This window comes from Kitasatospora sp. NPDC001664, assembly GCF_053596675.1.
Genome location: NZ_JBSFGS010000003.1, coordinates 240,814 through 264,168 on the forward strand (window position 1 = coordinate 240,814; position 23,355 = coordinate 264,168).

A 23,355-nucleotide genomic window follows, 5' to 3' on the forward strand; every position below is an offset into this window, starting at 1 on the left:
CGGCCGCCGGTGCCCGCCCCGGCGGCCGCGGTGCCCGAGCGGGCGTCAGCCCATGCTCTTCGCACCGTCGATCGCCTCGCGGACGATGTCGGCGTGGCCGGCGTGCTGGGAGGTCTCCGCGATGACGTGCAGGAACACCCGGCGGGCCGACCACTTGGCGTCCTCGTCGAACCACGGCGCCTTGGGCAGCGGCTGGACCGCGTCCAGGTCGGGCAGGGTGGCCACCAGCTCGTCGGTGCGGGCGGCCACCTCGGCGTACGCGGCCAGCACGCCCTCCAGCGTCTCGCCCGGCAGCAGGCGGAACTCGTTCTCCCGGGCCGCGAAGTCCTCCTCGGTCATCGCCGCGAAGTCCGGCATCGCGGACGGGCCCTCGAGGATGAAGTCGACCCAGGTCCGCTCCACGCCCGTGACGTGCTTGATCAGCCCGCCCACGGTGAGCCCGCTCACCGTGGAGCGGTGCCCCGCCTGCTGGTCCGTCAGCTCGTTGGCGGTGAACCGGAGGAAGAACCGCGACTTGGCGAGCTGCTCCAGCAGGTCGGCGCGCTCCCCGGTGACGGCCGGGGCGGTGATCGGGGCCTGGAGGTTGGTGGTCTCGGTCATGGTGGCTCTCCGTCTTCGTCGTTCTGGTCGGTCGTTCCGTCGACAAGAGAAAAGGTAGGCCCCATCTAGGTCAGAACGTGTCCGCTTCGCCGCCGGGAGCCTCCCGGATTCCGGAAACTTCCCCACTGCGGCCCACGGGGCAGGAGATCCCCTCGATCCGGTCATGGCAGGGCAAAACTTGGCGGCCCGCTCTTGAGCCGCACACGCCAGTCCGAATAGACAGCTTCCGCACACCACTTCAGTCGCCGCTGCGGCGGCCCGTCGCCGCCGCAGCGCGCTCCGTCACGCCTCCACGAGGGGCAGTTGACGCTCCGTCGAACCGAGAGGGGAGCCGACGTGCCCACCGCACGGAAGCAGCTTTCCAAGAGCGCCGGCCCGGTCACCGCCACCGCCGCGATCGCGGCCGCAGCCGCCCTGGTCCTCGCGACCCTGGGCGCCGCGGCACCCGCCTCCGCCACACCCGTCGGCGAGGGTGCCAGGACCCTGAGCGGCAGCCACCCCGCCTGGGCCACCCCGCAGGCCGATGCGGGCGCGGTGGACGCCGCCGTGCCCGCGAGCGCCCGGATCTACCTGGCCGGACGGGACGCGACCGGCCTGGCCGCGCTGGCCCGGGCGGTCTCCGACCCGGGATCCCCCGCCTACGGCCAGTTCCTGACGGCCGACCAGGTGCGGGGCAGGTTCGGCGCCACCACCACGCAGGTCGCGGCCGTCACCTCCTGGCTGACCGGCGCCGGTCTCACCGTCTCCTCCGTCACCGCGCACCACGTCCAGGTGACCGGCCCGACCGGTGCGTTCGCCAAGGCCTTCGGCACCGACTTCCGCAGCTACCGCACCGCGGACGGCACCCACCGCGCCCCGGCCCGGGACGCCCAGGTGCCCGCGCAGGTGGCCGGCGCCGTGCTCGGCGTCTCCGGCCTGGCCGACGCGATCCACGTCAACGTCTCGCACGCCGTCTCGGTCCGGGAGGCCGAACGGCGCTCCGCCGCGGCCCAGGGTCTGGCCGCACCCGACAAGAGTGCCCCGGCCGCGCTGCCGACCGTGCCGACCTGTTCGGAGGACGGCTACGGCTCCAAGACCGCCAAGGGCGCGCCCGAGGGCTACGAGAAGAACGAACCCTTCGCCCCCTGCGCCTACGTCCCCGCCCAACTGCGCACCGCCTACGGGGTGACCGCCGCTCGCGCCACCGGCAAGGGGGCCCGGGTGGCCGTCATCGACGCCTACGGCCTGCCCACCATGGAGCAGGACGCGAACCACTTCTCCACCGCGCACGGCGACCGGCCCTTCGCGCCCGGCCAGTACACGGAGCACGTCACTCCGGCGCAGTGGACCCACCAGGACGAGTGCGGCGGGGCCGACGGCTGGGCGGGCGAGGAGGCGCTGGACGTCGAGATGGTGCACGGCCTCGCCCCCGACGCCCAGGTGGTCTACGTCGGCGGCAACTCCTGCTACGACGAGGACCTGTACGACGCGATGGCCAAGGTGGTCGACGAGCACCTGGCCGACGTGGTCTCCAACTCCTGGGGCGAGATCATGCACGCCACCGGCGGTGACATCGACCCGGCCGTGGTGGCCGCCGACAACCAGGTCTTCCAGCTCGGCGCGGTGACCGGCATCGGCTTCGCCTTCTCCTCCGGCGACTGCGGCGACAGCTCCCCGGGCGCCGCCGCCACCGGCGTCAACTGCGAGGCGACCACCGACCAGGCGCAGACCGACTGGCCGTCCTCCTCCCCGTGGGTCACCTCGGTCGGCGGCACCGCACTCCAACTCCGGGACGGGGGAGGCCGGTACGGCGACGAGGTGTCCATGGGTGACAAGCGCTCGGTGCTCTCGGCCGACCAGAAGTCCTGGACCCCGTTCCCCGGCACCTTCTACTTCGGCGGTGGTGGCGGCGTCTCCAAGGACTTCGCCCAGCCCTGGTACCAGAAGGGCGTCGTCCCCGACCGGATCTCCACCACCGCCGCCGACGGCACTCACTCCGCCACCCCGCTGCGCGCCACACCCGACCTCGCCATGAGCGGTGACCTGGTCGCCGCCACCCTGGTCGGCTACACCGCCGACGGCACCTACAGCGAGGGCGGCTACGGCGGCACCTCGGTCTCCGCCCCGGAGGCCGCCGCCATGCTCGCCGACGCGGTCGAGGCCCGCGGCGGCCGCGCCCTCGGCTTCGCCAACCCGGCGCTCTACGACCGGGCCGGGCGCGGCGTCTTCAACGACGTCGACGACACCGCCAACCACTCCAAGCGCGGCAACGTGGTCGACCTCGGCACGGTCAACGGCGCCCTGAAGGTGCGCCTCTACCGGATCGGCGCCGACTACGGCCTCTCGGCCGCCCGCGGCTACGACACCGCCACCGGCCTCGGCTCCCCGGGCCGCGACTTCCTCCGCTCCTTCCGCCTCGGCGGCTGACGGTGACCTGACCGCCCTCCGGGCCGCCCTCGGGCCGCCCGGAGGGCGGTCAGGGGCGCGGGGAAAACTGCGCGCTGCGGAAGAGGACGACCCGTGTGCCGGGTACGGACACTCACGTGCAAGTGAGACTCCGTACCCGGCACACGGGTCACGTCCAACTACACGGTGGCCAGCGGGAGTTCGAAGCCGCCGGGTTGGGCGTCGGTGAGGGAGAGGGCGGCGGCGACCTCGCTGGGGAAGGGGCGCAGGCCGAGCAGGGCGGCGGTGAGGTGGGCGGTGGCGCGGTGCCAGTCGCCGGAGCGCTGCAGCAGGGCGTGTCCCGAACCCCGCACGGTGTACCCCGCGACCCGGGCGCCGGCCTCGCGGGCGCGGGCGGCCAGCAGCCGGGTGGCGGCGGGGTCGGTGACGGTGTCGCGGTCGCCGTGCAGGGTGAGCAGGGTGCGGTCCTTGAGCTGGGCGACCGGCTCCTCGGGCGGGCACCACGGGGCGAGGGCCACCACGCCCGCCACGCAGGGGTGGCCGGCGGCGCGGATCGCCGCGCGGCCGCCCATGGAGTGGCCGATCAGGACGGTCGGCACGGGGCCCAGGGCCTCGGCGAGGTCGCTGAGGGCGGCCTCGGCGTCGCGGGCCGCGTCGGCGTGCTCGCCGTTCCAGCCGCGGTAGCGGTACCGGACGGCGCCGAGCGCGATCCGCTGACCCGCCGTCACCTTGGCCACCGCGCGGGCGAACCCGGCCATCCGCAGGGCCGGCAGGTTGACGGGCCCCGGCCGGTCCTCGCTGAACTCCTTGCCGCCGTGCAGCACCAGCACCGCGGCCTCCGCACCGTCCGGGCGCCGCCCCCGCCACCGCAGGCTCCGGTGGCCCACCGCTCTGCTCACGTCTCGTTCGTCCTCCCGCTCGCGCCCCCGTCCGGGGACGGCCACTGTATGCCCGCGGTGCCCTCCGACCGCCCTCGGGCCGCCCGTAGGGCGGTCAGGGGCGCGAGGAACTGCGCGAGACGGAAGACGACCACCCGTGTGCCGGGTACGGAGATCCACTTGCACGTGAACGTCCGTACCCGGCACACGGGTCGTCGCGTTCCCCTGCGCGCAGTTCCCCGCGCCCCTGACGGCCCTCCGGGCCGCCCGAGGGTCGCCGGAGGGCCGCCGGAGAGCCGCGCTCCGGGTCGCTACTCCAGGGTGTTGACGCCCGCGCGGAGGAAGGCGATGGCGGCCTCGATGTTCTCCTGCTCCGGGCTGTTGCAGAGCTCCGAGATGACCCCCGCCGCCGCGGCCGCCGCCATCCGGGGCGCGAAGTCGTCCGGCGAGCTGCCGGTCTCCTCGGCGAAGAGCCGGGTGCCCTCCTGGATCACCTCCGCCAGACGGGAGTTGGCGACGGCCTTGAGCTGGGGATTGGCTTCGAGCATCTGATCGCTGAGCTGGTCCAGCTCGGTGTTCTCGGCGAACCGGGTGCGCAGCCAGTGCTCCAGCGCGTCCAGGATGGTCCACTCCGCCGGGCGGTCCCGCAGGCCGGCCGCGAGCTCCGCCGCGAAGCCGTCGAAGTGGGTCAGGGCCAGGTCGAGCTTGGACGGGAAGTAGAGCGTGACCGTGCGGGCCGAGACCTCGGCGGCGACCGCGATGTCGGCGATGGTCGTCGCGTCGAAGCCCCGGTCGGCGAACCGCTCCAACGCCGTCCGCACGATCGTCTCGCGGCGCCTGGCCTTGGAGCGCTCCCGGAGGCCGTCCTGGCGCTCGTCAGTGGTCATGCTGCGGAGATTACCACCCAGGGTTAAATTACAGTCCAGTGTAAAAATGCCGTACGGTGCAACGAGACGCCCGGACGGGGCACGGAGCGAGGCGAGAGGGAGGACGGCATGGCGGCACGCCTGTACGGCTTGGGACGGTGGGCGATACGCCGCCGTGGAGCGGTGGTCGCGGTCTGGCTGCTGGTCCTGGCGGTGGTCGGTGGTCTCGGCGCCACCCTGCACGGCAAGCCGAGCACCGAGTTCACCGTGCCGGGCATCGAGTCCCAGCAGGCCCAGGACCTGCTGGAGCACCGGTTCCCGACCGCATCCGGCGGCACCGCCCGGGTGGTGTTCGCCGCCCCCGAGGGGAAGGCGCTGACCGATCCGGCCGCCCAGCAGGCCGTGGCCGAGGGCCTGGGGCGGGCCGCCGCCGTGCCCGGCGTGGTGCACGTGGCCCCGCCCGCCGAGACCGGTGCCGTCTCGCCGGACCAGCGGATTGGCTTCGCCGACGTGCTGTTCGACCGCCCGGCCGACCAGGTGCCGCAGAGCTCCAAGGACGCGCTCACCGAGGCCGTCGCCCCGGCGCGCGGCGCCGGGCTCCAGGTGGAGCTGGGCGGTTCGGTGATGGCCCCGGTGACCGAGGTCGGCGGCCCGGCCGAGGTGGTCGGCGTGGTGATCGCCTTCGCCGTGCTGTTCCTCGCGCTGGGATCCCTGGTGGCGGCGGGGCTGCCGCTGCTGACCGCCGCCGTCGGCGTGGTCATCGGGGTGATGGGCGTTCAGTTCGTCTCCCGCTTCGTGGACCTCACCAGCACCGCCACCGTGCTCGCCCTGATGATCGGCCTGGCCGTCGGGATCGACTACGCACTCTTCATCATCTCCCGCCACCGCGAGCAACTCGCCGATCCTGAAGCCGAGTTGGACGACTCCATCGCGCGGGCCACGGCCACCGCCGGCAGCGCGGTGGTGTTCGCCGGAGCCACCGTGATCATCGCGCTGGCGGCCCTCGCGGTCACCGGCATCCCCTTCCTCACCGCGATGGGCCTGGCCGCGGCCGTCACCGTGCTGCTCGCGGTGCTGATCGCCGTCACCCTGGTGCCCGCCGCCCTGAGCTTCGCGGGCGAGCGCCTGCGCCCGAAGGCCAAGGCCACGAGGAAGGACAGGGCCACGAGGAAGGACAGGGGCACCGAGGGCCCCGCGGACTCCCCGTCCTGGAGCGCCCGTTGGGCGAGCCTGGTGACGCGCCGCCCGCTGGCCGTGCTGCTGGTCGGCGTGGTCGGCCTGGTGGCCCTCGCGCTGCCCGCCAAGGACCTGCGCCTGGGCCTGCCGAGCAACGCCTCGCAGCCCACCAGCAGCACCCAGCACAAGAGCCACCAGCTGCTGACCGAGGGCTTCGGCCCCGGCTTCAACGCCACCCTGGTCGCCGTCGTGGACACCGCCCGGGTGCCCGCCGAGCAGCGCCCCGCCACAGTCGCCGGCCTGGCCCGCTCGCTGGCCGCCGACCCCGGTGTGGCCGTGGTGGCCCCGCCGACCGCCAACCCCGACGGCAGCCTGAGCGTGGTGGCCGTGGTCCCGAAGTCGGGACCGGACGACCAGGCCACCAGCGACATGGTGCACCGTCTGCGCGCCCTGGCCCCGGAGGTCGAGAAGGCCGGCGGCACGCTCTACGTCGCCGGCGGCACCGCCGCCACCATCGACATCTCCCAGAAGCTGTCGGACGTGCTGCCGCTCTTCGTGGGCATCATCGTGCTGCTCGCCCTGGTCCTGCTGACCATCGCGTTCCGCTCGGTGCTGGTGCCGGTCAAGGCCGCGCTCGGCTTCCTGCTCTCGATCGCCGCCTCGCTCGGCGCCACCGTCTGGGTGTTCCAGCAGGGCCACCTCAACGGCGTGCTGGACGTGCCCTCGGCCGGGCCGGTGACCAGCTTCCTGCCGGTGCTGCTGATCGGCGTGCTGTTCGGCCTGGCGATGGACTACGAGGTCTTCCTGGTCAGCCGGATGCGCGAGCACCACGAGCACACCAAGGACGCGGCCGGGGCGGTCACCCAGGGCCTGGCGCAGAGCGGACGGGTCGTCACCGCCGCCGCGCTGATCATGGTCGCGGTCTTCGGGGGCTTCGTCTTCAACCACGACCCGATCATCAAGTCGATCGGCTTCGCCCTCGCCTTCGGCGTCCTGATCGACGCCTTCGTGGTCCGGATGACCCTCGTCCCGGCCGCCATGGCGCTGCTCGGCCGCCGGGCCTGGGGCCTGCCGAAGTGGCTCGACCGGATCACCCCGGACGTGGACATCGAGGGTGCCAAGCTCCCGCCCCGCACCCCTGCGGCCACCGCCGCGCAGGCGGAGGAGCCGGTGACGGCGGGGCGCTGAGCCGTGCCGTCCGCCGTCCACCGGTTGTCCGAAGGTGCGTCAGACCCGGTCGACCAGCCGGGCCAGGGCGTCGGCCAGCGCGCCGAGGCCCGGGCCGGCCGGGCCGCCCGGTTCGGTCATGTAGCCGTCGCGGCGGATCTCCACCATCAGCGCGCTCACCCGGGCGTCCTTCCCGTAGTGGCGCAGCGGCACGTAGGTGCCGGCGAAGGGGCTGTCCAGCCCGGTGCCGCCGAGGCCCTCGAAGCACGCGCGGGCCGCGGTCAGCAGTTCGGCGGGAGTGTGGACCGGATCGGTGCCGAGGCAGACCGGCGGGCGCGGGTCCTCACCGTGCAGCTCGTACGGCAGGGCCGCCGTCGGGTAGGAGTGCACGTCGATCACCACCGCCCGGCCGACGGCGGCCAGCCGCTCCTCCACCGCCTCGGTGAGCGCGGCCGCGTAGGGGTGGAAGTACCGCTCCAGCAGCGGCTGCTGGTCGTGGTCGGAGGCCCGGAGCGGTTCGCCGTGGGTGGTGCGGGTGTAGACGGCGCCCATGCCGGCCTTCAGCATCTCCTCGCGCTCGTCGGGGAAGCGCTCCGGGTCGACCACCAGGCGGGAGAGCCGGTTGACGAACCGCCAGGGCGTGAGCGCGGCGGCCGCCGCGGCGCGGGCCGCCAGTTCGGCGGTGTGGGCGTCGGTGATGTGGTCCAGCTCCCGGGCCAGGGCCGGGTCGTCGAGCAGGATGCCGCGGCGGACCTCGGGAGGGACCACCCGGGAGGAGTGCGGGACGTGCAGGATCACCGGGGAGCGGGCATCACCCGGGTGGAGCCGGTACGGGCTGTCGTCGGTCACGGAGGTCCCCCGGGGTCGGTGGTGGCGGCATCGGCGGTGGTGGTGCGGGGCCATCATGCCCCGGCTCCGTAGAGTGGGTTCGATCTTCGAGCACCGACCGATGCGACTGAGAGGCCGTCACCATGAGCCAGAGCGCAGACCGTTCCGCCCGCGCCGAGCTGGGCGTGATCGGCGGGTCCGGACTGTACGCCCTGCTGGACGAGGTCACCGAGGTGGTGGTGGACACCCCGTACGGGCCGCCGAGCGACTCGCTCTTCCTCGGCGAGGTGGCCGGCCGCCGGGTGGCGTTCCTGCCCCGCCACGGGCGGGGCCACAGCCTGCCGCCGCACCGGATCAACTACCGGGCCAACCTCTGGGCACTGCACTCCCTGGGGGTCCGTCAGGTGCTCGGCCCCTGCGCCACCGGCGGCCTGCGGGCCGAGTACGGGCCCGGCACGCTGCTGGTGCCGGACCAGTTCGTCGACCGCACGGCCGGGCGGCCGCAGACCTACTACGACGGCCTGCCGCTGCCCGGCGGCGGCCACCCCGAGGTGGTCCACGTCTCGATGGCCGACCCGTACTGCCCCGACGGCCGCGAGGCCGCCCTGGCCGCCGCCCGCGGCCGCGGCTGGGAGCCGGTGGACGGCGGCACGCTGGTGGTGATCGAGGGGCCGCGCTTCTCCACCCGCGCCGAATCCCGCTGGTTCACGGCCAACGGCTGGTCGGTGGTCGGCATGACGGGCCATCCGGAGGCGGTGCTGGCCCGCGAGTTGGGCCTCTGCTACACCTCGCTGGCCCTGGTCACCGACCTCGACGCGGGCGTGGAGACGGGTGAGGGCGTCACCCACGCCGAGGTCCTGGAGGTCTTCGGGCGCAACGTCGACCGGCTGCGCACCGTCCTCTTCGAGGCCTTGGAGGGCCTGCCGGCCAAGCGCGACTGCGTCTGCTCGCACGCGCTCGACGGCCTGGAGACCGGGCTGCCGGGCGTCGGCGCCTGACCGCGCCCGACCGGCGGCGGGCGGTGACGCCCGGTCAGCCGGCCCCGCCCCGGGCGGGCGCCGGGGTGTCCACCGAGAGCGGGCCGCCGGCCGGCGTGAGGTAGGTGACCATCAGGACCACCGGCTCGGTGCCGTGGTTGTCGCCGACGTGCGGGTGCTCGGGCCCGGCCGGTTCGAAGACCACGCCGCCGGGCCCGGTGGTCTCCACCGTGCCGTCGGCCAGCACCCGGGTGAGGGTGCCGGACCTGACCACGGCGAGCACCGGCCCCGGGTGGTAGTGCCAGCCGGTGGTCCCGCCGGGGGCGATCACCACCTCGCCCACCACCACGTCGGTGTCGCCCCCGGGGCGGAACGGCAGCGGGCCCCGGTGCGAACCCCGGGCCAGTGGGGTGGTGCTGATGCCCCGGGCGGTGTCCCCGCCCGCCCGGATCGACCCGGCCTCGCGCGGCCGCGGGACGGTGCGTACGACGGTGGGTGCGTCCGTGGTGGTGTTCCGCATGGTGTTCCGTGCCCCCGCACATCGGTGTCGATGATCGGATGATCACCGGCACGCGAACATACCAGCGTTGTTGATCTTCATGTTCGCCCGCCGGTGCCCGATGATGGACGGGTGCCAGAAGGAGACTCCGTCCACCGCGTCGCCACCGAGCTGGACCGGGCCCTCACCGGCCGGGCGCTGGTCCGGGCCGAGCTGCGGGTGCCCGCGCACGCCACCGCCGACCTGACGGGCCGTCGGGTGCTGGGCACGGTGCCGCGCGGCAAGCACCTGCTGACCAGGTTCGACGGCGGCCTGACCCTCCACACCCACCTGCGGATGGACGGCCGCTGGGCCGTCTTCGCACCGGGGGAGCGGTGGTCCGGCGGCCCGGCCCACCAGGTCCGGGCCGTGCTCGGCACCGAGGGGCCGACCGCCGTCGGGTACCGGCTGCCGGTGGTCCGGCTGCTGCGCACCGCCGAGGAGTCCACCGCGGTCGGCCACCTCGGCCCGGACCTGCTCGGCCCCGACTGGGACGCGGCCGAGGCCGCCCGCCGGATCCTCGCCGACCCCGAACGCCCGCTCGGGGAAGCCCTGTTGGACCAGCGCAACCTCGCCGGGATCGGCAACATCTACGCCAACGAGCTCTGCTACCTGGCCTCCCTCACCCCCTGGGCCCCGGTCGCCGACGCCGCCCCCGTGCTGGACCGCCTGCTGGCCCGTGCCCAGCGGCTCCTGGACGCCAACAAGGCCCGCTCCGGTCACCCGACCGTCCCCGACGCCCGCCCCGGCCGGATGCACTGGGTCTACGGCCGCGACCGCAGGCCCTGCCTGCGCTGCGCCACCCCCGTCCGGGCCGCCACCCACGACCGCGACCGCCCGGCCTACTGGTGCCCCCGCTGCCAGCGGGGTCCTACCCCTGAGGCCCCGTCACCAGGGCCGGGTGGCGCGGGTCGTCGCAGCGGACGGTGAGGTCGGCCAGCCCGGCCGGGTCGGTCTCCTCGGCGTAGCGGGCGAAGGCCGGCAGGGTCCAGTGCTGTCCGGGTGCGGTGCGGCGGGCCAGCGCGGCGGGGGTGAGCGCCAGGTGGACCGTCAGGTCGAAGGGCAGCCAGCGGCCGAGCAGTAGCGGCCCGTCCAGCAGCAGCACCGCGTCCGGCGGCAGGGTGACGTACGCGGCCCGGGTGGAGCGGTCGGTGGCGGGATCGCGGAAGGTCGGCAGCACCCGGCCGCTGCCGCCGGGCTCCAGCGGGTCGAGCACCTCGCGCAGCAGGGTGCGCTCGTCCAGCCAGAGGTCGTGGAACGCGTCGGCGTCCTGGTGCCCGTACTCCAGCCGGATCGAGGCGGCCTGCAGGAAGTCCACCGCCGAGACCCGCTGCACCGGGCGGCCGCGCAGCCGCAGCGGCTCCACCAGCGCGTCGGCCAGCTCGCCGGGCCGGGCGGCGTCGGCGCCGTCCAGCGCGACCCGGATGCGGCGGCCGTCGTTGACGGGCAGCGCGGCGATCCGGTCGGCGAGCAGCTCGGCCAGCCGCTCGGGCGAGATGGGCTGCACCGGCACGGGTGCTCTCCTCTCCGTAGGGGACGTCCTCCGCTCTCAAGGCGCGGCGGTGCCGGTGTATGCCCGTGCGGCCGGTGGTGCCACCTGGTGCAGTGATGGCACCATATGGCGCCACCATGGCGCCGCACGATGCGACAGAGAGGCAGTGGTGGCACCGCGGATCGGCTCGGATCTGCTCATCGGTGCAGGTCAGGATGGTTTGGCGCCACATTGCGCCACTATGGCGCCAGGGGGGCTTGCGGATGGTGCCATCATGGTGCCATGATGGCGTCATGGACCTCACCCCGTATGTCGACAACCTCCGCCGCGAACTCGCGGTGGCCGCCGAGGCGGGGGGCGAGGACGCCCGCGAGCTCGCGGAGCGCCTCACCGCCCCCCTGGAGTCGGCGACCAGGCTGACCATGCTCAACGTGCTCTCGGCCGCGATGGACGAGATCACCCGCGAGCTGGCCCCGGGCTCGGTCGACGTGCGGCTGCGCGGGCTCGACCCGGACTTCGTGGTGACGCTGCCGCCCGCCGACCGCGGTGCGCCGGCGGAGCCGTACGCGCCCGCCGAGCCGTACCCGGCAGGGAGCGAGCTCGACGAGGGTGGCGCGACCGCCCGGGTCAACCTGCGGCTGCCCGCCCCGCTCAAGGCGCGGGCCGAGGAGGCCGCGAGCCGCGAGGGCCTGTCGGTCAACGCCTGGCTGGTGCGCGCCGTCTCCTCCGCCGTGGACGGCGGCTCCGCCGCCCGGCCGGGCCGCCCGGGAGGGCTGCACTCCGTCGGGCAGAGCATCACCGGCTGGGTCCGCTGACCGGGGCCCCGCCGCCCAGCACCTCCTGACGGCGCGTCATCCGCGCGCCGAAATCCACCGGACGTCTCCCACCTGCGGAGATGCCATCGAGAGCCAAGAGGACGCCACCGCTATGCCTTCTTACGACACCCCCGCGCCGATCTCCGTCACCGCCCACGTGGAGGCCGGCTCCATCCGCATCGCCGCCGCGGACCGCGCGGACACCGTGGTCGAGGTGCTGCCCCGCAACCCCAAGAAGGACGCCGACCGCCGGGCCGTCGAGCAGACCGAGGTGAGCTTCGCGAACGGCACGCTCAGCGTGAAGACCCCCAAGTTCCGCAACACGCTCCGCAAGCCCGGCACCGTGGACGTCACGGTCGAGCTGCCCACCGGCTCGGCGGTCGACGTGACCGCTGCCTGGGCCCAGGTGCTCGGCGAGGGCCGGCTCGGCGAGGTCCGGGTGAAGACCTCGAGCGGTGACACCCGGCTGGACACCACCGGCCCGCTCCGGCTGACCGCCTCGCACGGCTCGATCACCGTCGAGCGGGTGGACGGCACGGCCGAGATCACCACCAGCACCGGCAGCCTCCGGGTCGGCAGCGTCAGCGGCTCCGCCGTCCTGAAGAACTCGCACGGCACCACCTCGGTGGACCTGGTCGGCGGTGACCTGCGGGTGAGCGGCGCCAACGGCGACATCGACGTGCGCCGGGCCGAGGGCTCGGTGACCGCCACCACCGCCCACGGCACCATCCGGGTCGGCGAAGTGACGCGCGGCACCGCCCAGTTGGAGACCAGCTACGGCGCCATCGAGGTGGGCATCCGTCAGGGCACCGCGGCCTGGCTGGACGTCAACTCCGGTGCCGGCCAGGTGCGCAACATGCTCACCGGCTCGGACGCCCCGGCGGAGAACGAGGAGACCGTCAAGGTCCACGCCCGCACCCGCTACGGGAACATCGACGTCCTGCGCGCCCGGGGCTGACCCCTCGGCGGAACCAACTCACCGACCAGGCAAGTCCGTTCACCGAAAGGGGAGGGCTCCGTGCCTTCATCTGTCATGCCCACGCCCAGGCGCAACGGCGGGCCCTCGCAGGCACCCGCCGCCGTCACCGCCGTCGGCCTGCGCAAGTCCTACGGCGACAAGACCGTCCTCGACGGGGTCGACCTGCGCATCCCGGCCGGATCCGTCTTCGCCCTGCTGGGGCCGAACGGCGCCGGCAAGACCACCGCCGTCAAGATCCTCTCCACCCTGATCGGCGCCGACGGCGGACAGGCCCAGGTGGCCGGCCACGACCTGGCCGCCCAGCCGCAGCAGGTCCGCGCCGCGATCGGCGTCACCGGCCAGTTCTCCGCCGTCGACGGGCTGATCACCGGCGAGGAGAACATGCTCCTGATGGCGGACCTGCACCACCTCCCGAAGGCCGAGGGCCGCCGCGTCACGGCCGAACTCCTGCGCCGCTTCGACCTGGTGGAGGCCGCGAAGAAGCCAGCCTCCACCTACTCCGGCGGCATGAAGCGCCGCCTGGACATCGCGATGACCCTGGTCGGCAACCCGCGGATCATCTTCCTCGACGAGCCCACCACCGGCCTCGACCCCCGCTCCCGCCACGCCATGTGGCAGATCGTCCGCGAGCTGGTCGCCGACGGCACCACCGTCCTCCTCACCACCCAGTACCTCGAGGAGGCCGACGAACTCGCCGACCGCATCGCGGTGCTGAACGGCGGCCGGATCGTCGCCGAGGGCACCGCCGGCGAGCTCAAGCGCCTCGTTCCCGGCGGCCACGTCCGCCTGCGCTTCACCGACCCGTCCGCCTACCAGGCCGCCGCTGCCGCCCTCACCGACGCCGCCCGCGACGAGGAGGCGCTCGCCCTGCAACTCCCCAGTGACGGCAGCCAGCGCCAACTCCGGCGCATCCTCGACCACTTGGACAACCACGGGATCGAGGCCGACGAGCTCACCGTGCACACCCCCGACCTGGACGACGTCTTCTTCGCCCTCACCACCCACCCCGCGGAGGCCTCCCGATGAGCTCCCTGTCCCTGGCCGTGCGCGACTCCTCCACCATGCTGCGGCGCAACCTCCTGCACGCCCGCCGCTACCCGTCGCTGACCCTCAACCTCCTCCTCACGCCGATCGTCCTGCTGCTGCTCTTCGTCTACGTCTTCGGCGACGTGATGAGCGCGGGCATCGGCGGCGGCGGGGCCGACCGCTCCGAGTACATCGCCTACCTGGTCCCCGGCATCCTGCTGATGACCATCGGCGGCACCACCGTCGGCACCGCCGTCTCGGTCTCCAACGACATGACCGAGGGCATCATCGCCCGCTTCCGCACCATGGCCATCCACCGCGGCTCCGTCCTGATCGGCCACGTGATCGGCAGCGTGGTGCAGTCCGTCGCCGCCGTCGTCCTGGTCGGGGCCGTCGGCGTCGCCATCGGCTTCCGCTCCACCGACGCCACCGTCCTGGAGTGGCTCGCCGCCCTCGGCCTGCTCACCCTCTTCGCCCTCGCCCTCACCTGGATCGCCGTCGGGATGGGCATGGTCAGCCCCAGCGCCGAGGCCGCCAGCAACAACGCCCTCCCGCTGATCTTCCTCCCGCTGATCTCCAGCGCCTTCGTCCCCGTCACCGCCATGCCCGGCTGGTTCCAGCCCGTCGCCCAGTACCAGCCCTTCACCCCCGCCATCGAGACCCTGCGCGGCCTGCTGCTCGGCACCGGGATCGGCCACAACTGGTGGATCGCCCTGCTCTGGTGCCTCGGCCTGACCGTCCTCGGCTACCGCTGGTCCAAGTCCGTCTACGACCGCGACCCCAAGTGACGGACCACCACCGCCCCCGAGGGGCGGCCTCCCCTGACACCACGTCAGGGGAGGCCGCCCCGCAGGCGTTTCCCGGCCGACCCTAGGGTGGAGCGGGTGACGACCTCCCGACTCCCCGCCGCCGACCCGGTGGCCCTGCTCACCGCCGACCCGTACGCCGGCTACGCCGCCCTCCGCGAGGCCGGCCCCGTGCACCGGGTCACCGGCCCCGACGGGCTCCCGGTCTGGCTGGTGACCCGCTACGCCGACGTCCGCCGGGCCCTGGCCGACCCGCGTCTGGCCCTCGACAAGCGCCACGCCGCCCCCGGCAACTACCGCGGCTTCTCGCTGCCGCCCGCGCTCGACGCCAACCTGCTCAACATGGACCCGCCCGACCACACCCGGATCCGCCGCCTGGTCTCCCAGGCCTTCACCCCGCGCCGGATCGCCGCCCTGCGCCCCGCCGTCGAGCGGACCGCCGAGGAGCTGCTCGACGCCATCGCCCCGCTCGGCCGGGCCGAGCTGATCTCCGCCTACGCCGCCCCGCTGCCGATCACCGTGATCTGCGACCTGCTCGGCGTCCCCGCCGACCACCGCCACGACTTCCGGGCCTGGACGGACACCCTGGTCGCCCCCGACCCGGCCCGCCCGCAGGACGCCAAGGCCGCCGTCGGCGCGATGCTCGGCTTCTTCACCGAGCTGATCGCCCGCAAGCGCACCGAGCCCGGCGAGGACCTGCTCTCCGCGCTGATCGCCGTCCGCGACGACGAGGGCGGCGAGGGCGGCGCGGGTGCCCAGGACCGGCTCGGCGAGGACGAGTTGACCTCGCTCGCCTTCCTGATCCTGTTCGCCGGCTACGAGAACACCGTCCACCTGATCGGCAACGCCGTGCTCACCCTGCTCACCCACCCCGAGCAGCTCGCCGCCCTGCGCCGCGATCCGGCCCTGGCCGCCGGGGCCGTCGAGGAGTTCGCCCGCTACGACGGCCCCGCCCCGCTGGCCATCCGCCGCTTCGCCACCGAGGACCTCACCATCGGCGGCGTCGCCGTCCCGGCGGGGGAGACCGTCCTGCTCGCCCTGGCCTCCGCCAACCGCGACCCCCAGCAGTTCCCGGAGCCGGACCGCCTCGACCTGGCCCGCCCGGAGAACCAGCACCTGGCCCTCGGCCACGGCATCCACTACTGCCTCGGCGCCCCGCTGGCCCGGCTGGAGACCGAGGTCGCCCTCACCGCCCTGCTGCGCCGCCTCCCGTCCCTGACCCTCGGTCAGCCCGCCGGGGAGCTGCGCCACCGCCCCTCGCTGCGCGCCCGAGGCCTGCTGGAGCTGCCCGTACAGTGGGCCTCCACGACGACGGTTGAGGAGGGGGACGGATGCTGACCCTGGCAGAGGTGGACGCCCTGGCGGAGCAGGCGCACGCGGGGCAGGTGGACAAGCTCGGCGTCCCGTACATCGGGCACGTGCGGGCAGTGGCGGCCGGACTGGCGCCGTTCGGCGACGGGCTGCGGATGGCAGGGCTGCTGCACGACGTACTGGAGGACACCCCGCTGACGGCCGAGGACCTGCTCGCGGCCGGGGTGCCGTCCGCAGTGGTGGCGACGGTGCGGCGGGTCACCCGGGTGGCGGGGGTCGGGTACGAGGAGATGGTCCGTCAGGTGGCGGGGGACCAGGCCGCCGCCCTCGTGAAGATCGCCGACAACGCCCACAACTCCCACCCCGACCGGGTGGCCGCGCTGGACACGGCCTCCCGGGAGCGGCTGGCCCTCCGGTACCGGGGAGCACGTGCGGTGCTCTGGCGGGCGGTTCCCGAGGCCGACGTCCGCGCGGTGCTGGAGCTGGTCAACCCGGCGCTCCTGGCGGAGCTGGCCGCGGTCGGCGGATGAGCGCAGGCTGGGAGGTGGCCCCGCAGCAGTGGGCCCACGACCCAGGGAGCACCACCATGTCGGACATGCAGCAGCGGCTCGGCGAGAAGGACGCCACCGACCGGGAGGACGTCCGGTCGGCCGACCCGGAGGAGGGCATCACCTCGTACCAGATCATGCACGCCTGGGAGGAGTCGCAGGCCGAGGGCGACCGCGACGACGAGGACCGCGGCGACCGCTAGGAACCGCCCTCGGAGCGCAGGTCGGCGATCCGCTGGATCTTCCCGACCGAGCGCTCCAGCGTGTAGGGGTCGACCACCTCCACCTCGGCGCTGACGCCGATGCCGTCCTTGATGTCCCGGACGATCGCCGCCCCGGCGTCGGCCCGCTGCCGCGGGTCGGCGTCGGGGCGGGCCTCCACCCGGACGGTGAGGTGGTCGAGGCGGGCCCGGCGGGTCAGGCGGAGCTGGAAGTGCGGGGCGACCGCGGGGGTGCGCAGCAGGATCTCCTCGATCTGGGTGGGGAAGAGGTTGACCCCGCGCAGGATGATCAGGTCGTCGCTGCGGCCGGTGACCTTCTCCATCCGGCGGAACGCGGGCCGGGCGGTGCCCGGCAGCAGCCGGGTCAGGTCCCGGGTGCGGTAGCGGATGACCGGTAGCGCCTCCTTGGTGAGCGAGGTGAACACCAGCTCGCCGTGCCCGCCGTCGGGGAGCGGTTCGTCGGTGAAGGGGTCGACGACCTCGGGGAGGAAGTGGTCCTCCCAGATGTGCAGGCCGTCCTTGGTCTCCACGCACTCCTGCGCCACGCCCGGTCCCATCACCTCGGAGAGGCCGTAGATGTCGACCGCGTGGACGCCGGTGCGCTCCTCGATCTCGCGGCGCATCTCCTCCGTCCAGGGCTCGGCCCCGAGGATCGCGACCCGCAGCGCGGTGGAGCGCGGGTCGACCCCCTGCTTCTCGAACTCGTCGAGCAGGGTGAGCAGGTAGGAGGGGGTCACCATGACGATCTCCGGCCCCAGGTCCCGGATCAGCTGGACCTGACGGGCGGTCATGCCGCCGGAGGCCGGGATGACGGTGCAGCCGGCCCGGGTGGCGCCGTCGTGCGCGCCGAGGCCTCCGGTGAACAGCCCGTACCCGTAGGCCACGTGCACCTTCTGCCCGGCCCGGCCGCCGGCCGCCCGGATCGAGCGGGCCACCAGGTCGGCCCAGACGGAGAGGTCGCCCTCGGTGTAGCCGACCACGGTCGGGCGGCCGGTGGTGCCGCTGGAGGCGTGGATGCGGCGCACCCGCTCCATCGGGACGGCGAACATCCCGTAGGGGTAGGTCTCGCGCAGGTCCGCCTTGGTGGTGAAGGGGAAGCGGGCCAGGTCGGCCAGGGTGCGGCAGTCCTCGGGGCGCACCCCGGCGGCGTCGAACTTCCGCCGGTAGAGCTCGACGTTGTCGTAGGCGTGGCGCAGGGTGCCCTGGAGCAGGGTGAGCTGGCGCTCCCTCAGCTGCTCGGGCGTCAGCCGCTCGCCGGCGTCCAGCAGTTCCGCCGGAAGGGGCTCTCCGAGGCGCTTGCCCATCGCATCTCCTCCGCCACTCGGTCATCCGACCGGTCATTCGGTTGGTGCGCGAAAACGGTGCCCAGTAATCCACCGCCCGCCCCGGCTGTCAAGATCCGGGGCGGGCGGAGCGGACGGAAGGTCAGTTGGCCAGACTGAAGTCACCGCCGACCGGGGCCGCCAGCTTGTCCACGCCGGTGAGGGCGGTGAGCGTGGTGACGGGGGTGGAGCTGTCGGTGGTGGTGCCGTTGCCGAGCTGGCCGGAGCCGTTGTTGCCCCAGGAGCGGACGGTGTTGTCGCCGAGCAGCACGATGGTGTGCTCGCGGCCGCCGGCCACCAGCTGGATGCCGGTCAGTGCGGGCACCGGTACGGGGGTGATCCGGTAGTCGGTGGTGCCGTCGCCGATCTGGCCGGAGGTGTTCTGGCCCCAGGCCTTGAGCTTGTTGTCGGAGTCGGTCACCGCCATGCTGTGCTTGCAGCCCGCCGCGACCTGGGAGACGCCGCCGAGCCAGATGCCCTGGGTGTCGACCGGGCTGTAGCGGTTGATGGTGGAGTTGTCGCCGAGCTGGCCGGTGGCGTTGTAGCCCCAGGCCTTGATCGCGTTGCCGCTGGTGGGCTTGGTGGTGCTGCTCGGCGGGCCGACCAGGGCGAGGTTGTGGTCGCAGCCGGCCGCGATCTTGGTGACCCCGGTCAGCCCGGTGACCTGGTTGGGGACGGCGCGACTGGCCGAAGTGCCGTCCCCGAGTTGGCCGTTGATGTTGTAGCCCCAGGCCCAGACGGTGCCGTCCTCGCGCAGCGCGATGCTGTGGTTGAGCCCGGCGGCGATGGCCACCACCTTGTTGAGGCCCTCGACCCGGACCGGGACCGAGCTGTCGTTGTTGGTTCCGTTGCCGAGCTGCCCGTAGTTGTTGTGACCCCAGGAGACCACCGTCCGGTCGGCCAGCAGGGCCAGGCTGTGGGTGCCGCCGGCCGCGATGTCGGTGGCGTTGGAGAGGTTGACCACCTGCCCGGGCGCGTTGTGGCTGAAGACCGAACCGTCGCCCAGCTGGCCGGAGTTGTTGGAACCCCAGGACTGCACGGTGCGGTCGGTGAGCAGTGCCAGACCGTGCCCGTTGTGGGCGCCCGCGCCACCGGCCGCGATCTTCACCACCTCGGCGCTGGTGAGGCCGAGCACGGTGGTGGCGGTGGTGCGGAAGTCCGTCCAGGTGCCGTCACCGAGCTGGCCCGAGCGGTTGTTGCCCCAGGACTTCAGCCGCTTCTCCTGGGCGTGCGCGCTGCCGGCGGGCAGCGCCAGCGGGGCGGCTATGGCGACGGCGGCGAGGGTGGCGGCCAGCGTCCGGCGGGCCGTGCGCGAGTGGGTCATCTGCTACCTTCCGAAAGGGAGTTGGGGAGGTTCAACGCGCCAGGCTGAAGCTGCCGCTGGACGGCGCCGCGACCATGGACACGCTTCCGGACTTGGCCAGCACCTGCACCGGGGTGAGGCGCTGGGTGGTGGTGCCGTCGCCGAGCTGGCCCTTGTCGTTCAGGCCCCAGGCCTTGACGGTGCCGTCGGCCAGCACCGCCAGGTTGTGGGCCGAGCCGGCCGCGATGGCCAGCACACCGGTCAGGTCGGAGACGGGGACGGAGGTGTTGCGCTGGGTCTGGGTGCTGTCGCCCACCTGGCCGTTGGTGTTCAGGCCCCAGGCCCGGACGGTGCGGTCCTCCAGCAGGGCCAGGCTGTGCGAGCCGCCGGCGGCCAGCGCGGAGACGCCCTTGAGCTCCAACACCGGTACGGGGTACGGCTTGTTGGCCACGGTGTCGTCGCCGAGCTGGCCCTTGTCGTTGAGGCCCCAGGCGACGGCGGTGCCGTCGGCGAGCAGCGCCATGGCGTGCGAGGACCCGGTGGCGATGCTCTTGACGGTGGTCAGCTCCGGAATGACGGCGGCCGTGGTCCGGGTGGCCGGGGCCGGGGCGGGCACGGCGGCGCCGGTCGCGGGCTTGGCGGTGATGCCGAGCTGGCCCTTGTCGTTGTTCCCCCAGCTCTTCACCGTTCCGTCCTTGAGCAGGGCCAGGCTGAAGCTGTCACCGGCGGCGACGGCCTGCACGTCGTTGAGGCCGGCGACGGTGACCGGGAGCTTGGCGTCGGTGGTGGTGCCGTCGCCCAACTGCCCCTTGTCGTTGAGACCCCAGGCCCGTACGGTGCCGTCCTTGAGCAGGGCGAGCGCGTGCGAGCCGCCCGCCGCCACGGCCTCCACCTCGGTCAGCCCCGGCACCAGGCCGGGCACCGACCACTCGTCGGTGGTGCCGTTGGCCCCGTTGCCGAGCTGGCCCTTGTCGTTGCGGCCCCAGGCCTCCACGGTGCCGTTGCCCATCAGGGCGAGGGCGAAGCCGGCGGCGGCCGCCCCGGTGCCGCTGCCACCGGCGGCGATCCCGTTCACCTCCGCGCCGGACAGGCCGACCACCGAGATCGGGCTGAGCCGCTGGGTCTTGGCGGTGCCGTCGCCGAGCTGGCCGTTGGTGTTCTGGCCCCAGGCCCGCAGCCGCAGGTCGTAGGCGGAGGCGGCCGAGGTCGGCAGGGCGGTGGCGCCCAGCAGGGTGAGGCCGGCGATCACGGCGGGGACGGCGGTGGCGGGCATACGGCGGAGCGTGCGGTGCGGGCGCATTTCTTCCTCTACGTCGGGGGTCACTGGAGCGGGGCGGAGCGGCGGACGGGGGCACCGTGGAGCGCGGCGTGGCCGGGCAGGGGTGCGAGTCTGTCCTGGGCGGTGGTGGAGCTGGTGGTCCTGGGCGCGGCGGGCTCGGTGAGCTGAGCGGCCGTCAGGGACGGGACGGCGGCCAGGGCGAGCAGGACGGCACCCGCCCGCAGGCAGCGGACAGGGCGGAGCAAGGGGGTCATGGGGGATTCCTCGACGATCCGGGCCGCTCGGCGCGGTGGGCGCGCGGCCACTGGGGGACAGGGGATCGGGATCGTTCGAACACCTACCCGGCTCGGCGGGCCGTCCTCACGGGCCGCGACGGCCTTCCACGCCAATGGCCCAGCGAGATAGTTCGTCTTCGCTCTATCGGCCCGTTCTGATTGCGGTGAGTAACCACGGCTTGAAGGATGACGGGAGATCGTGGGCGTCCGTCGGCTGACCGGCGCTCAAAAGTCCGGCAAGACTGCCAAGTTCAGCGGAGCGAACCGTGCTGCGGAATCAACGCGCCAGACTCCTCGTCATCACCCTCAGTAGCGCACTCGCCCTGGCGGGCCCGGCCTCGGCGGAGGACACCGAGCCGGCCACGGTGGTGAACGGGACCTTCTCCTCGCCCAGCGTGCCCGCCGGCCAGGACTGGGCCAGCGGCATCGACGGCTGGAAGGGCGGTGGCGTCGCCTCGACCGCCAGGGCGGAGCATCCGCGTGGCCTCCAGGCCGCCTCCCTGACCTGGGGCGGCAAGGCGGTGCCGGCCGGCACCCGGCTGCGCGGCATCCGGTCAGGGGCGACGGTCACGGTCAGCTGGGACGAGAGCCCCGCGACCTGTGCGAGCGGGGGGACCCGGCTCGGGTACACCGTGGCGGTGGCCGGTGACGCGAACGGCCGCGGGAGCTTCACGACCACTCCGGTCAGCAACCGGTCGAACTGGTACACGGGGCGGACGTACTCCTTCTCCGCGGCCGAGGACGCCCCCGAGATCACCTTTACGGCGACCACCGACGTCGGGTGCGGGCCGCTCATCACCAACGTGGTGGCCAAGCAGACCTCGCCGCCGCTCACCGCACCGTCCAAGCCCGAGGAGAACGACCCCTGCGCGGGCGGGAACGCGAGCAGTCCGGCGTGCAAGGACGTGGCCGGGAGCAAGGAGAAGATCGAGAACTGCCCGCCCACCAGCAAGGAGTGTCTGGGCGGCGTGGCCGGGGACGGCAAGGCCGAGAAGGACGGGATCGCCCAACAGACCCAGGCCGTCGCCGACTTCGGCAAGGTTTCCCGGGACGAGCCGCCGAACGCCGCCGCGAACGAGCTCTGCGCCCTGCCGAACGCGCTGACCGCCTCGGCCGGGCCCGGGGACGCGGTCGTCCCGCCGAGCGAGTGGTGGTTCTGCTGATGCGCCGTCATCTCCTCGTCCGGCTGGGCTGCCCGGCTGCCGCGCTGGCCCTGGCCGTCACCGCGCCGCCGCCGGCCCACGCCGCCACCCCCGTCCCGGTCGCCGTGCCCAACGGAACCTTCGCCCGCCCGGCCGCGCCCGACAACGGCACCCAGGCCGGCCATGCCGACTGGTACCCCGAGACCAACGCGGTGGTCTTCGGCAAGGCCCTCGCCCAGCACCCGCAGGGCTACCAGGCGACCTCGCTCAACTGGAACGGGCTGCCGCGCTCGATGCGCACCCGCCTCTGGGGCGTCAGGAACGGCTCCCAGGTCACCCTGCGCTGGGACGACAGCCCGAGCACCCATCCCGGCTGCAAGCTCGACCAGGTGAAGGACGGTCAGACCTACAACGTCTCGCTGGTCGTCCCGACGGGCATCCCGCCGGACCCGCAGGTCACCACCGGCGGCACCGACACGGTCGGGAAGGCGAACTGGACCACCGGCCGGGTCTTCGGGTTCACCGCGACCGAGGACAACCCGATGGTCTCCTTCGACTCCGAGGAGACCGGCTCGCTCTCCTGCGGGCCGCTGATCACCAACGTGACGGCCGAGCAGGTGCCGGCGCCGGTGGACCAGAAGGTCGCCAAGGAGCGGCTGCCGGGCCCCGCGGCGTACAACGGGGTCTCGACGCTGGAGCCCGGCGTGGCGGTGGACGACTGCGAAGGCTCCACCACCGCCTGCCGGTTCACCGTCGACCGGCGCTACTCCTACCAGTACTACGGGAGGACCCGGATCGTCGGTGAGGTGTACGTGAACTGCACCCGCAACACGGTGGTGGACGACCACCCGATGACCAACACCGAGCCCCCGTACGACAACCTCACCCAGTACTACGCACTCAAGGGCGCCCCGCTCACCCCGGACCGCGCCGACATCTCCGTCAGCCGCCCCAACCTGGCCGCCCAGGTGGCGGCCGGCTTCGCGGCGGGCGGCGGGAATCCGGCGGCGGTCTCCACCAGCAACCCGCTCACCTGGAGCCGTACCACCACCAAGTCGCTCAACCCCACCATCCAGCCCGGCGAGGTGAGCTGGATCGAGGTTCAGCCGGCCCGGGAGCGGGTGGTGGGCTCCTTCACCAACTCCCGCAACGGCTACCGTCTGGACGCCGCCTTCGACGTCCCGGCCACGTCCCTGCCCGACCGCTACTTCCAGCGCACCGGCCCGCTCAACGAGGTGGAGCTCCAGCGCTGCGGCACCGCCCGCCCGAGCGGCGGCACCCCGGACAACGCCCCGGGTGCCGACCAGCGGCTGCTCACCCTGGAGGCCCCGCCGGTCGGCCTGCGGGCTCGGTCCGTGCCGCTCAACCCGTAGTCGGCGCACACGACGTGGCCGCCTGCCGGAGCTCCGGCAGGCGGCCAC

At 73.7% G+C, this 23,355-nt stretch carries 23 protein-coding genes; 13 read left to right on the forward strand and 10 right to left on the reverse strand.

Translation table 11 applies throughout. From position 1 onward, the window contains the following. Nucleotides 1-45 precede the first annotated feature (45 nt). Entirely contained in the window at nucleotides 46-600 is a 555-nt protein-coding gene (locus ACWCYY_RS05870; protein WP_345283593.1) for a DinB family protein, read from the reverse strand. A 336-nt stretch (nucleotides 601-936) separates the two neighbouring features. Between ACWCYY_RS05870 and ACWCYY_RS05875 the strand changes: the two genes are divergently transcribed. After that, nucleotides 937-3,006: a S53 family peptidase gene (locus ACWCYY_RS05875; RefSeq protein WP_449795239.1), complete on the forward strand. Its 2,070-nt coding sequence runs from the start codon at nucleotides 937-939 to the stop codon at nucleotides 3,004-3,006. 158 nt (nucleotides 3,007-3,164) lie between these two features. On the opposite strand, the gene ACWCYY_RS05880 is transcribed toward ACWCYY_RS05875, so the two are convergent. Together ACWCYY_RS05880 and ACWCYY_RS05885 are read right to left on the reverse strand one after the other, a co-directional pair. Beyond that, nucleotides 3,165-3,884, reverse strand: coding sequence for an alpha/beta hydrolase (locus ACWCYY_RS05880; RefSeq protein WP_345283589.1), 720 nt, complete (start codon nucleotides 3,882-3,884; stop codon nucleotides 3,165-3,167). A gap of 290 nt (nucleotides 3,885-4,174) precedes the next feature. Then, the gene (locus ACWCYY_RS05885) at nucleotides 4,175-4,750 is read right to left on the reverse strand and encodes a TetR family transcriptional regulator (protein ID WP_345283587.1); all 576 of its coding nucleotides are present in this window, start codon (nucleotides 4,748-4,750) and stop codon (nucleotides 4,175-4,177) included. Nucleotides 4,751-4,858: 108 nt separating this feature from the next. On the opposite strand from ACWCYY_RS05885, the gene ACWCYY_RS05890 reads away from it, so the two are divergent. Then, nucleotides 4,859-7,093, forward strand: a complete 2,235-nt coding sequence (locus ACWCYY_RS05890) for an MMPL family transporter (protein WP_345283585.1) — start codon at nucleotides 4,859-4,861, stop codon at nucleotides 7,091-7,093. Between the two features lie 39 nt (nucleotides 7,094-7,132). Here ACWCYY_RS05890 and ACWCYY_RS05895 read toward each other — a convergent pair whose 3' ends face one another. Continuing rightward, entirely contained in the window at nucleotides 7,133-7,921 is a 789-nt protein-coding gene (locus ACWCYY_RS05895; RefSeq protein WP_449795240.1) for an N-formylglutamate amidohydrolase, read from the reverse strand. A 122-nt stretch (nucleotides 7,922-8,043) separates the two neighbouring features. Between ACWCYY_RS05895 and ACWCYY_RS05900 the strand changes: the two genes are divergently transcribed. Beyond that, the gene (locus ACWCYY_RS05900; protein ID WP_345283582.1) at nucleotides 8,044-8,898 is read left to right on the forward strand and encodes an S-methyl-5'-thioadenosine phosphorylase; all 855 of its coding nucleotides are present in this window, start codon (nucleotides 8,044-8,046) and stop codon (nucleotides 8,896-8,898) included. 34 nt (nucleotides 8,899-8,932) lie between these two features. On the opposite strand, the gene ACWCYY_RS05905 is transcribed toward ACWCYY_RS05900, so the two are convergent. After that, nucleotides 8,933-9,397, reverse strand: coding sequence for a cupin domain-containing protein (locus ACWCYY_RS05905; protein ID WP_380148556.1), 465 nt, complete (start codon nucleotides 9,395-9,397; stop codon nucleotides 8,933-8,935). 111 nt (nucleotides 9,398-9,508) lie between these two features. Between ACWCYY_RS05905 and ACWCYY_RS05910 the strand changes: the two genes are divergently transcribed. Further along, on the forward strand, nucleotides 9,509-10,345 hold the full coding sequence (locus tag ACWCYY_RS05910; RefSeq protein ID WP_449795241.1) for a DNA-formamidopyrimidine glycosylase family protein: 837 nt from the start codon (nucleotides 9,509-9,511) through the stop codon (nucleotides 10,343-10,345). Here ACWCYY_RS05910 and ACWCYY_RS05915 read toward each other — a convergent pair. After that, complete coding sequence (locus tag ACWCYY_RS05915; RefSeq protein WP_449795242.1) at nucleotides 10,287-10,928, reverse strand: uridine kinase; 642 nt, start codon at nucleotides 10,926-10,928, stop codon at nucleotides 10,287-10,289. The genes ACWCYY_RS05910 and ACWCYY_RS05915 overlap by 59 nt on opposite strands. A 272-nt stretch (nucleotides 10,929-11,200) precedes the next feature. Here ACWCYY_RS05915 and ACWCYY_RS05920 point away from each other — a divergent pair, with 272 nt between their 5' ends. From ACWCYY_RS05920 to ACWCYY_RS05950, 7 genes are all read left to right on the forward strand, one after another. Further along, a complete protein-coding gene (locus ACWCYY_RS05920) occupies nucleotides 11,201-11,722 on the forward strand; it encodes a hypothetical protein (protein ID WP_345283578.1) in 522 nt (173 codons plus the stop codon). Between the two features lie 112 nt (nucleotides 11,723-11,834). Then, on the forward strand, nucleotides 11,835-12,680 hold the full coding sequence (locus ACWCYY_RS05925; RefSeq protein WP_345283576.1) for a DUF4097 family beta strand repeat-containing protein: 846 nt from the start codon (nucleotides 11,835-11,837) through the stop codon (nucleotides 12,678-12,680). Nucleotides 12,681-12,755: 75 nt separating this feature from the next. Further along, a complete protein-coding gene (locus ACWCYY_RS05930; protein ID WP_449795243.1) occupies nucleotides 12,756-13,727 on the forward strand; it encodes an ATP-binding cassette domain-containing protein in 972 nt (323 codons plus the stop codon). After that, nucleotides 13,724-14,515, forward strand: coding sequence for an ABC transporter permease (locus tag ACWCYY_RS05935; RefSeq protein WP_345283572.1), 792 nt, complete (start codon nucleotides 13,724-13,726; stop codon nucleotides 14,513-14,515). The genes ACWCYY_RS05930 and ACWCYY_RS05935 overlap by 4 nt, the downstream gene beginning before the upstream one ends. A gap of 96 nt (nucleotides 14,516-14,611) precedes the next feature. After that, a complete protein-coding gene (locus ACWCYY_RS05940) occupies nucleotides 14,612-15,871 on the forward strand; it encodes a cytochrome P450 family protein (RefSeq protein ID WP_449795244.1) in 1,260 nt (419 codons plus the stop codon). After that, nucleotides 15,865-16,374, forward strand: coding sequence for an HD domain-containing protein (locus ACWCYY_RS05945; protein ID WP_449795245.1), 510 nt, complete (start codon nucleotides 15,865-15,867; stop codon nucleotides 16,372-16,374). Before ACWCYY_RS05940 ends, ACWCYY_RS05945 begins: the two co-directional genes overlap by 7 nt. Before the next feature lie 56 nt (nucleotides 16,375-16,430). Then, entirely contained in the window at nucleotides 16,431-16,595 is a 165-nt protein-coding gene (locus ACWCYY_RS05950) for a hypothetical protein (RefSeq protein ID WP_449795246.1), read from the forward strand. On the opposite strand, the gene paaK is transcribed toward ACWCYY_RS05950, so the two are convergent. From paaK to ACWCYY_RS05970, 4 genes are all read right to left on the reverse strand, one after another. Further along, the gene (gene paaK, locus ACWCYY_RS05955; protein ID WP_449795247.1) at nucleotides 16,592-17,917 is read right to left on the reverse strand and encodes a phenylacetate--CoA ligase PaaK; all 1,326 of its coding nucleotides are present in this window, start codon (nucleotides 17,915-17,917) and stop codon (nucleotides 16,592-16,594) included. The genes ACWCYY_RS05950 and paaK overlap by 4 nt on opposite strands. Nucleotides 17,918-18,038: 121 nt before the next feature. Continuing rightward, the gene (locus ACWCYY_RS05960) at nucleotides 18,039-19,259 is read right to left on the reverse strand and encodes an RCC1 domain-containing protein (protein ID WP_449795248.1); all 1,221 of its coding nucleotides are present in this window, start codon (nucleotides 19,257-19,259) and stop codon (nucleotides 18,039-18,041) included. A gap of 31 nt (nucleotides 19,260-19,290) precedes the next feature. Beyond that, complete coding sequence (locus ACWCYY_RS05965; protein ID WP_345283563.1) at nucleotides 19,291-20,511, reverse strand: RCC1 domain-containing protein; 1,221 nt, start codon at nucleotides 20,509-20,511, stop codon at nucleotides 19,291-19,293. Between the two features lie 47 nt (nucleotides 20,512-20,558). Then, entirely contained in the window at nucleotides 20,559-20,771 is a 213-nt protein-coding gene (locus ACWCYY_RS05970) for a hypothetical protein (protein ID WP_345283562.1), read from the reverse strand. Between the two features lie 287 nt (nucleotides 20,772-21,058). Here ACWCYY_RS05970 and ACWCYY_RS05975 point away from each other — a divergent pair, with 287 nt between their 5' ends. Then, nucleotides 21,059-21,955, forward strand: coding sequence for a hypothetical protein (locus ACWCYY_RS05975; RefSeq protein ID WP_345283560.1), 897 nt, complete (start codon nucleotides 21,059-21,061; stop codon nucleotides 21,953-21,955). Beyond that, the gene (locus ACWCYY_RS05980; RefSeq protein WP_449795249.1) at nucleotides 21,955-23,307 is read left to right on the forward strand and encodes a hypothetical protein; all 1,353 of its coding nucleotides are present in this window, start codon (nucleotides 21,955-21,957) and stop codon (nucleotides 23,305-23,307) included. The genes ACWCYY_RS05975 and ACWCYY_RS05980 overlap by 1 nt, the downstream gene beginning before the upstream one ends. The last annotated feature ends 48 nt before the right edge of the window (nucleotides 23,308-23,355 follow it).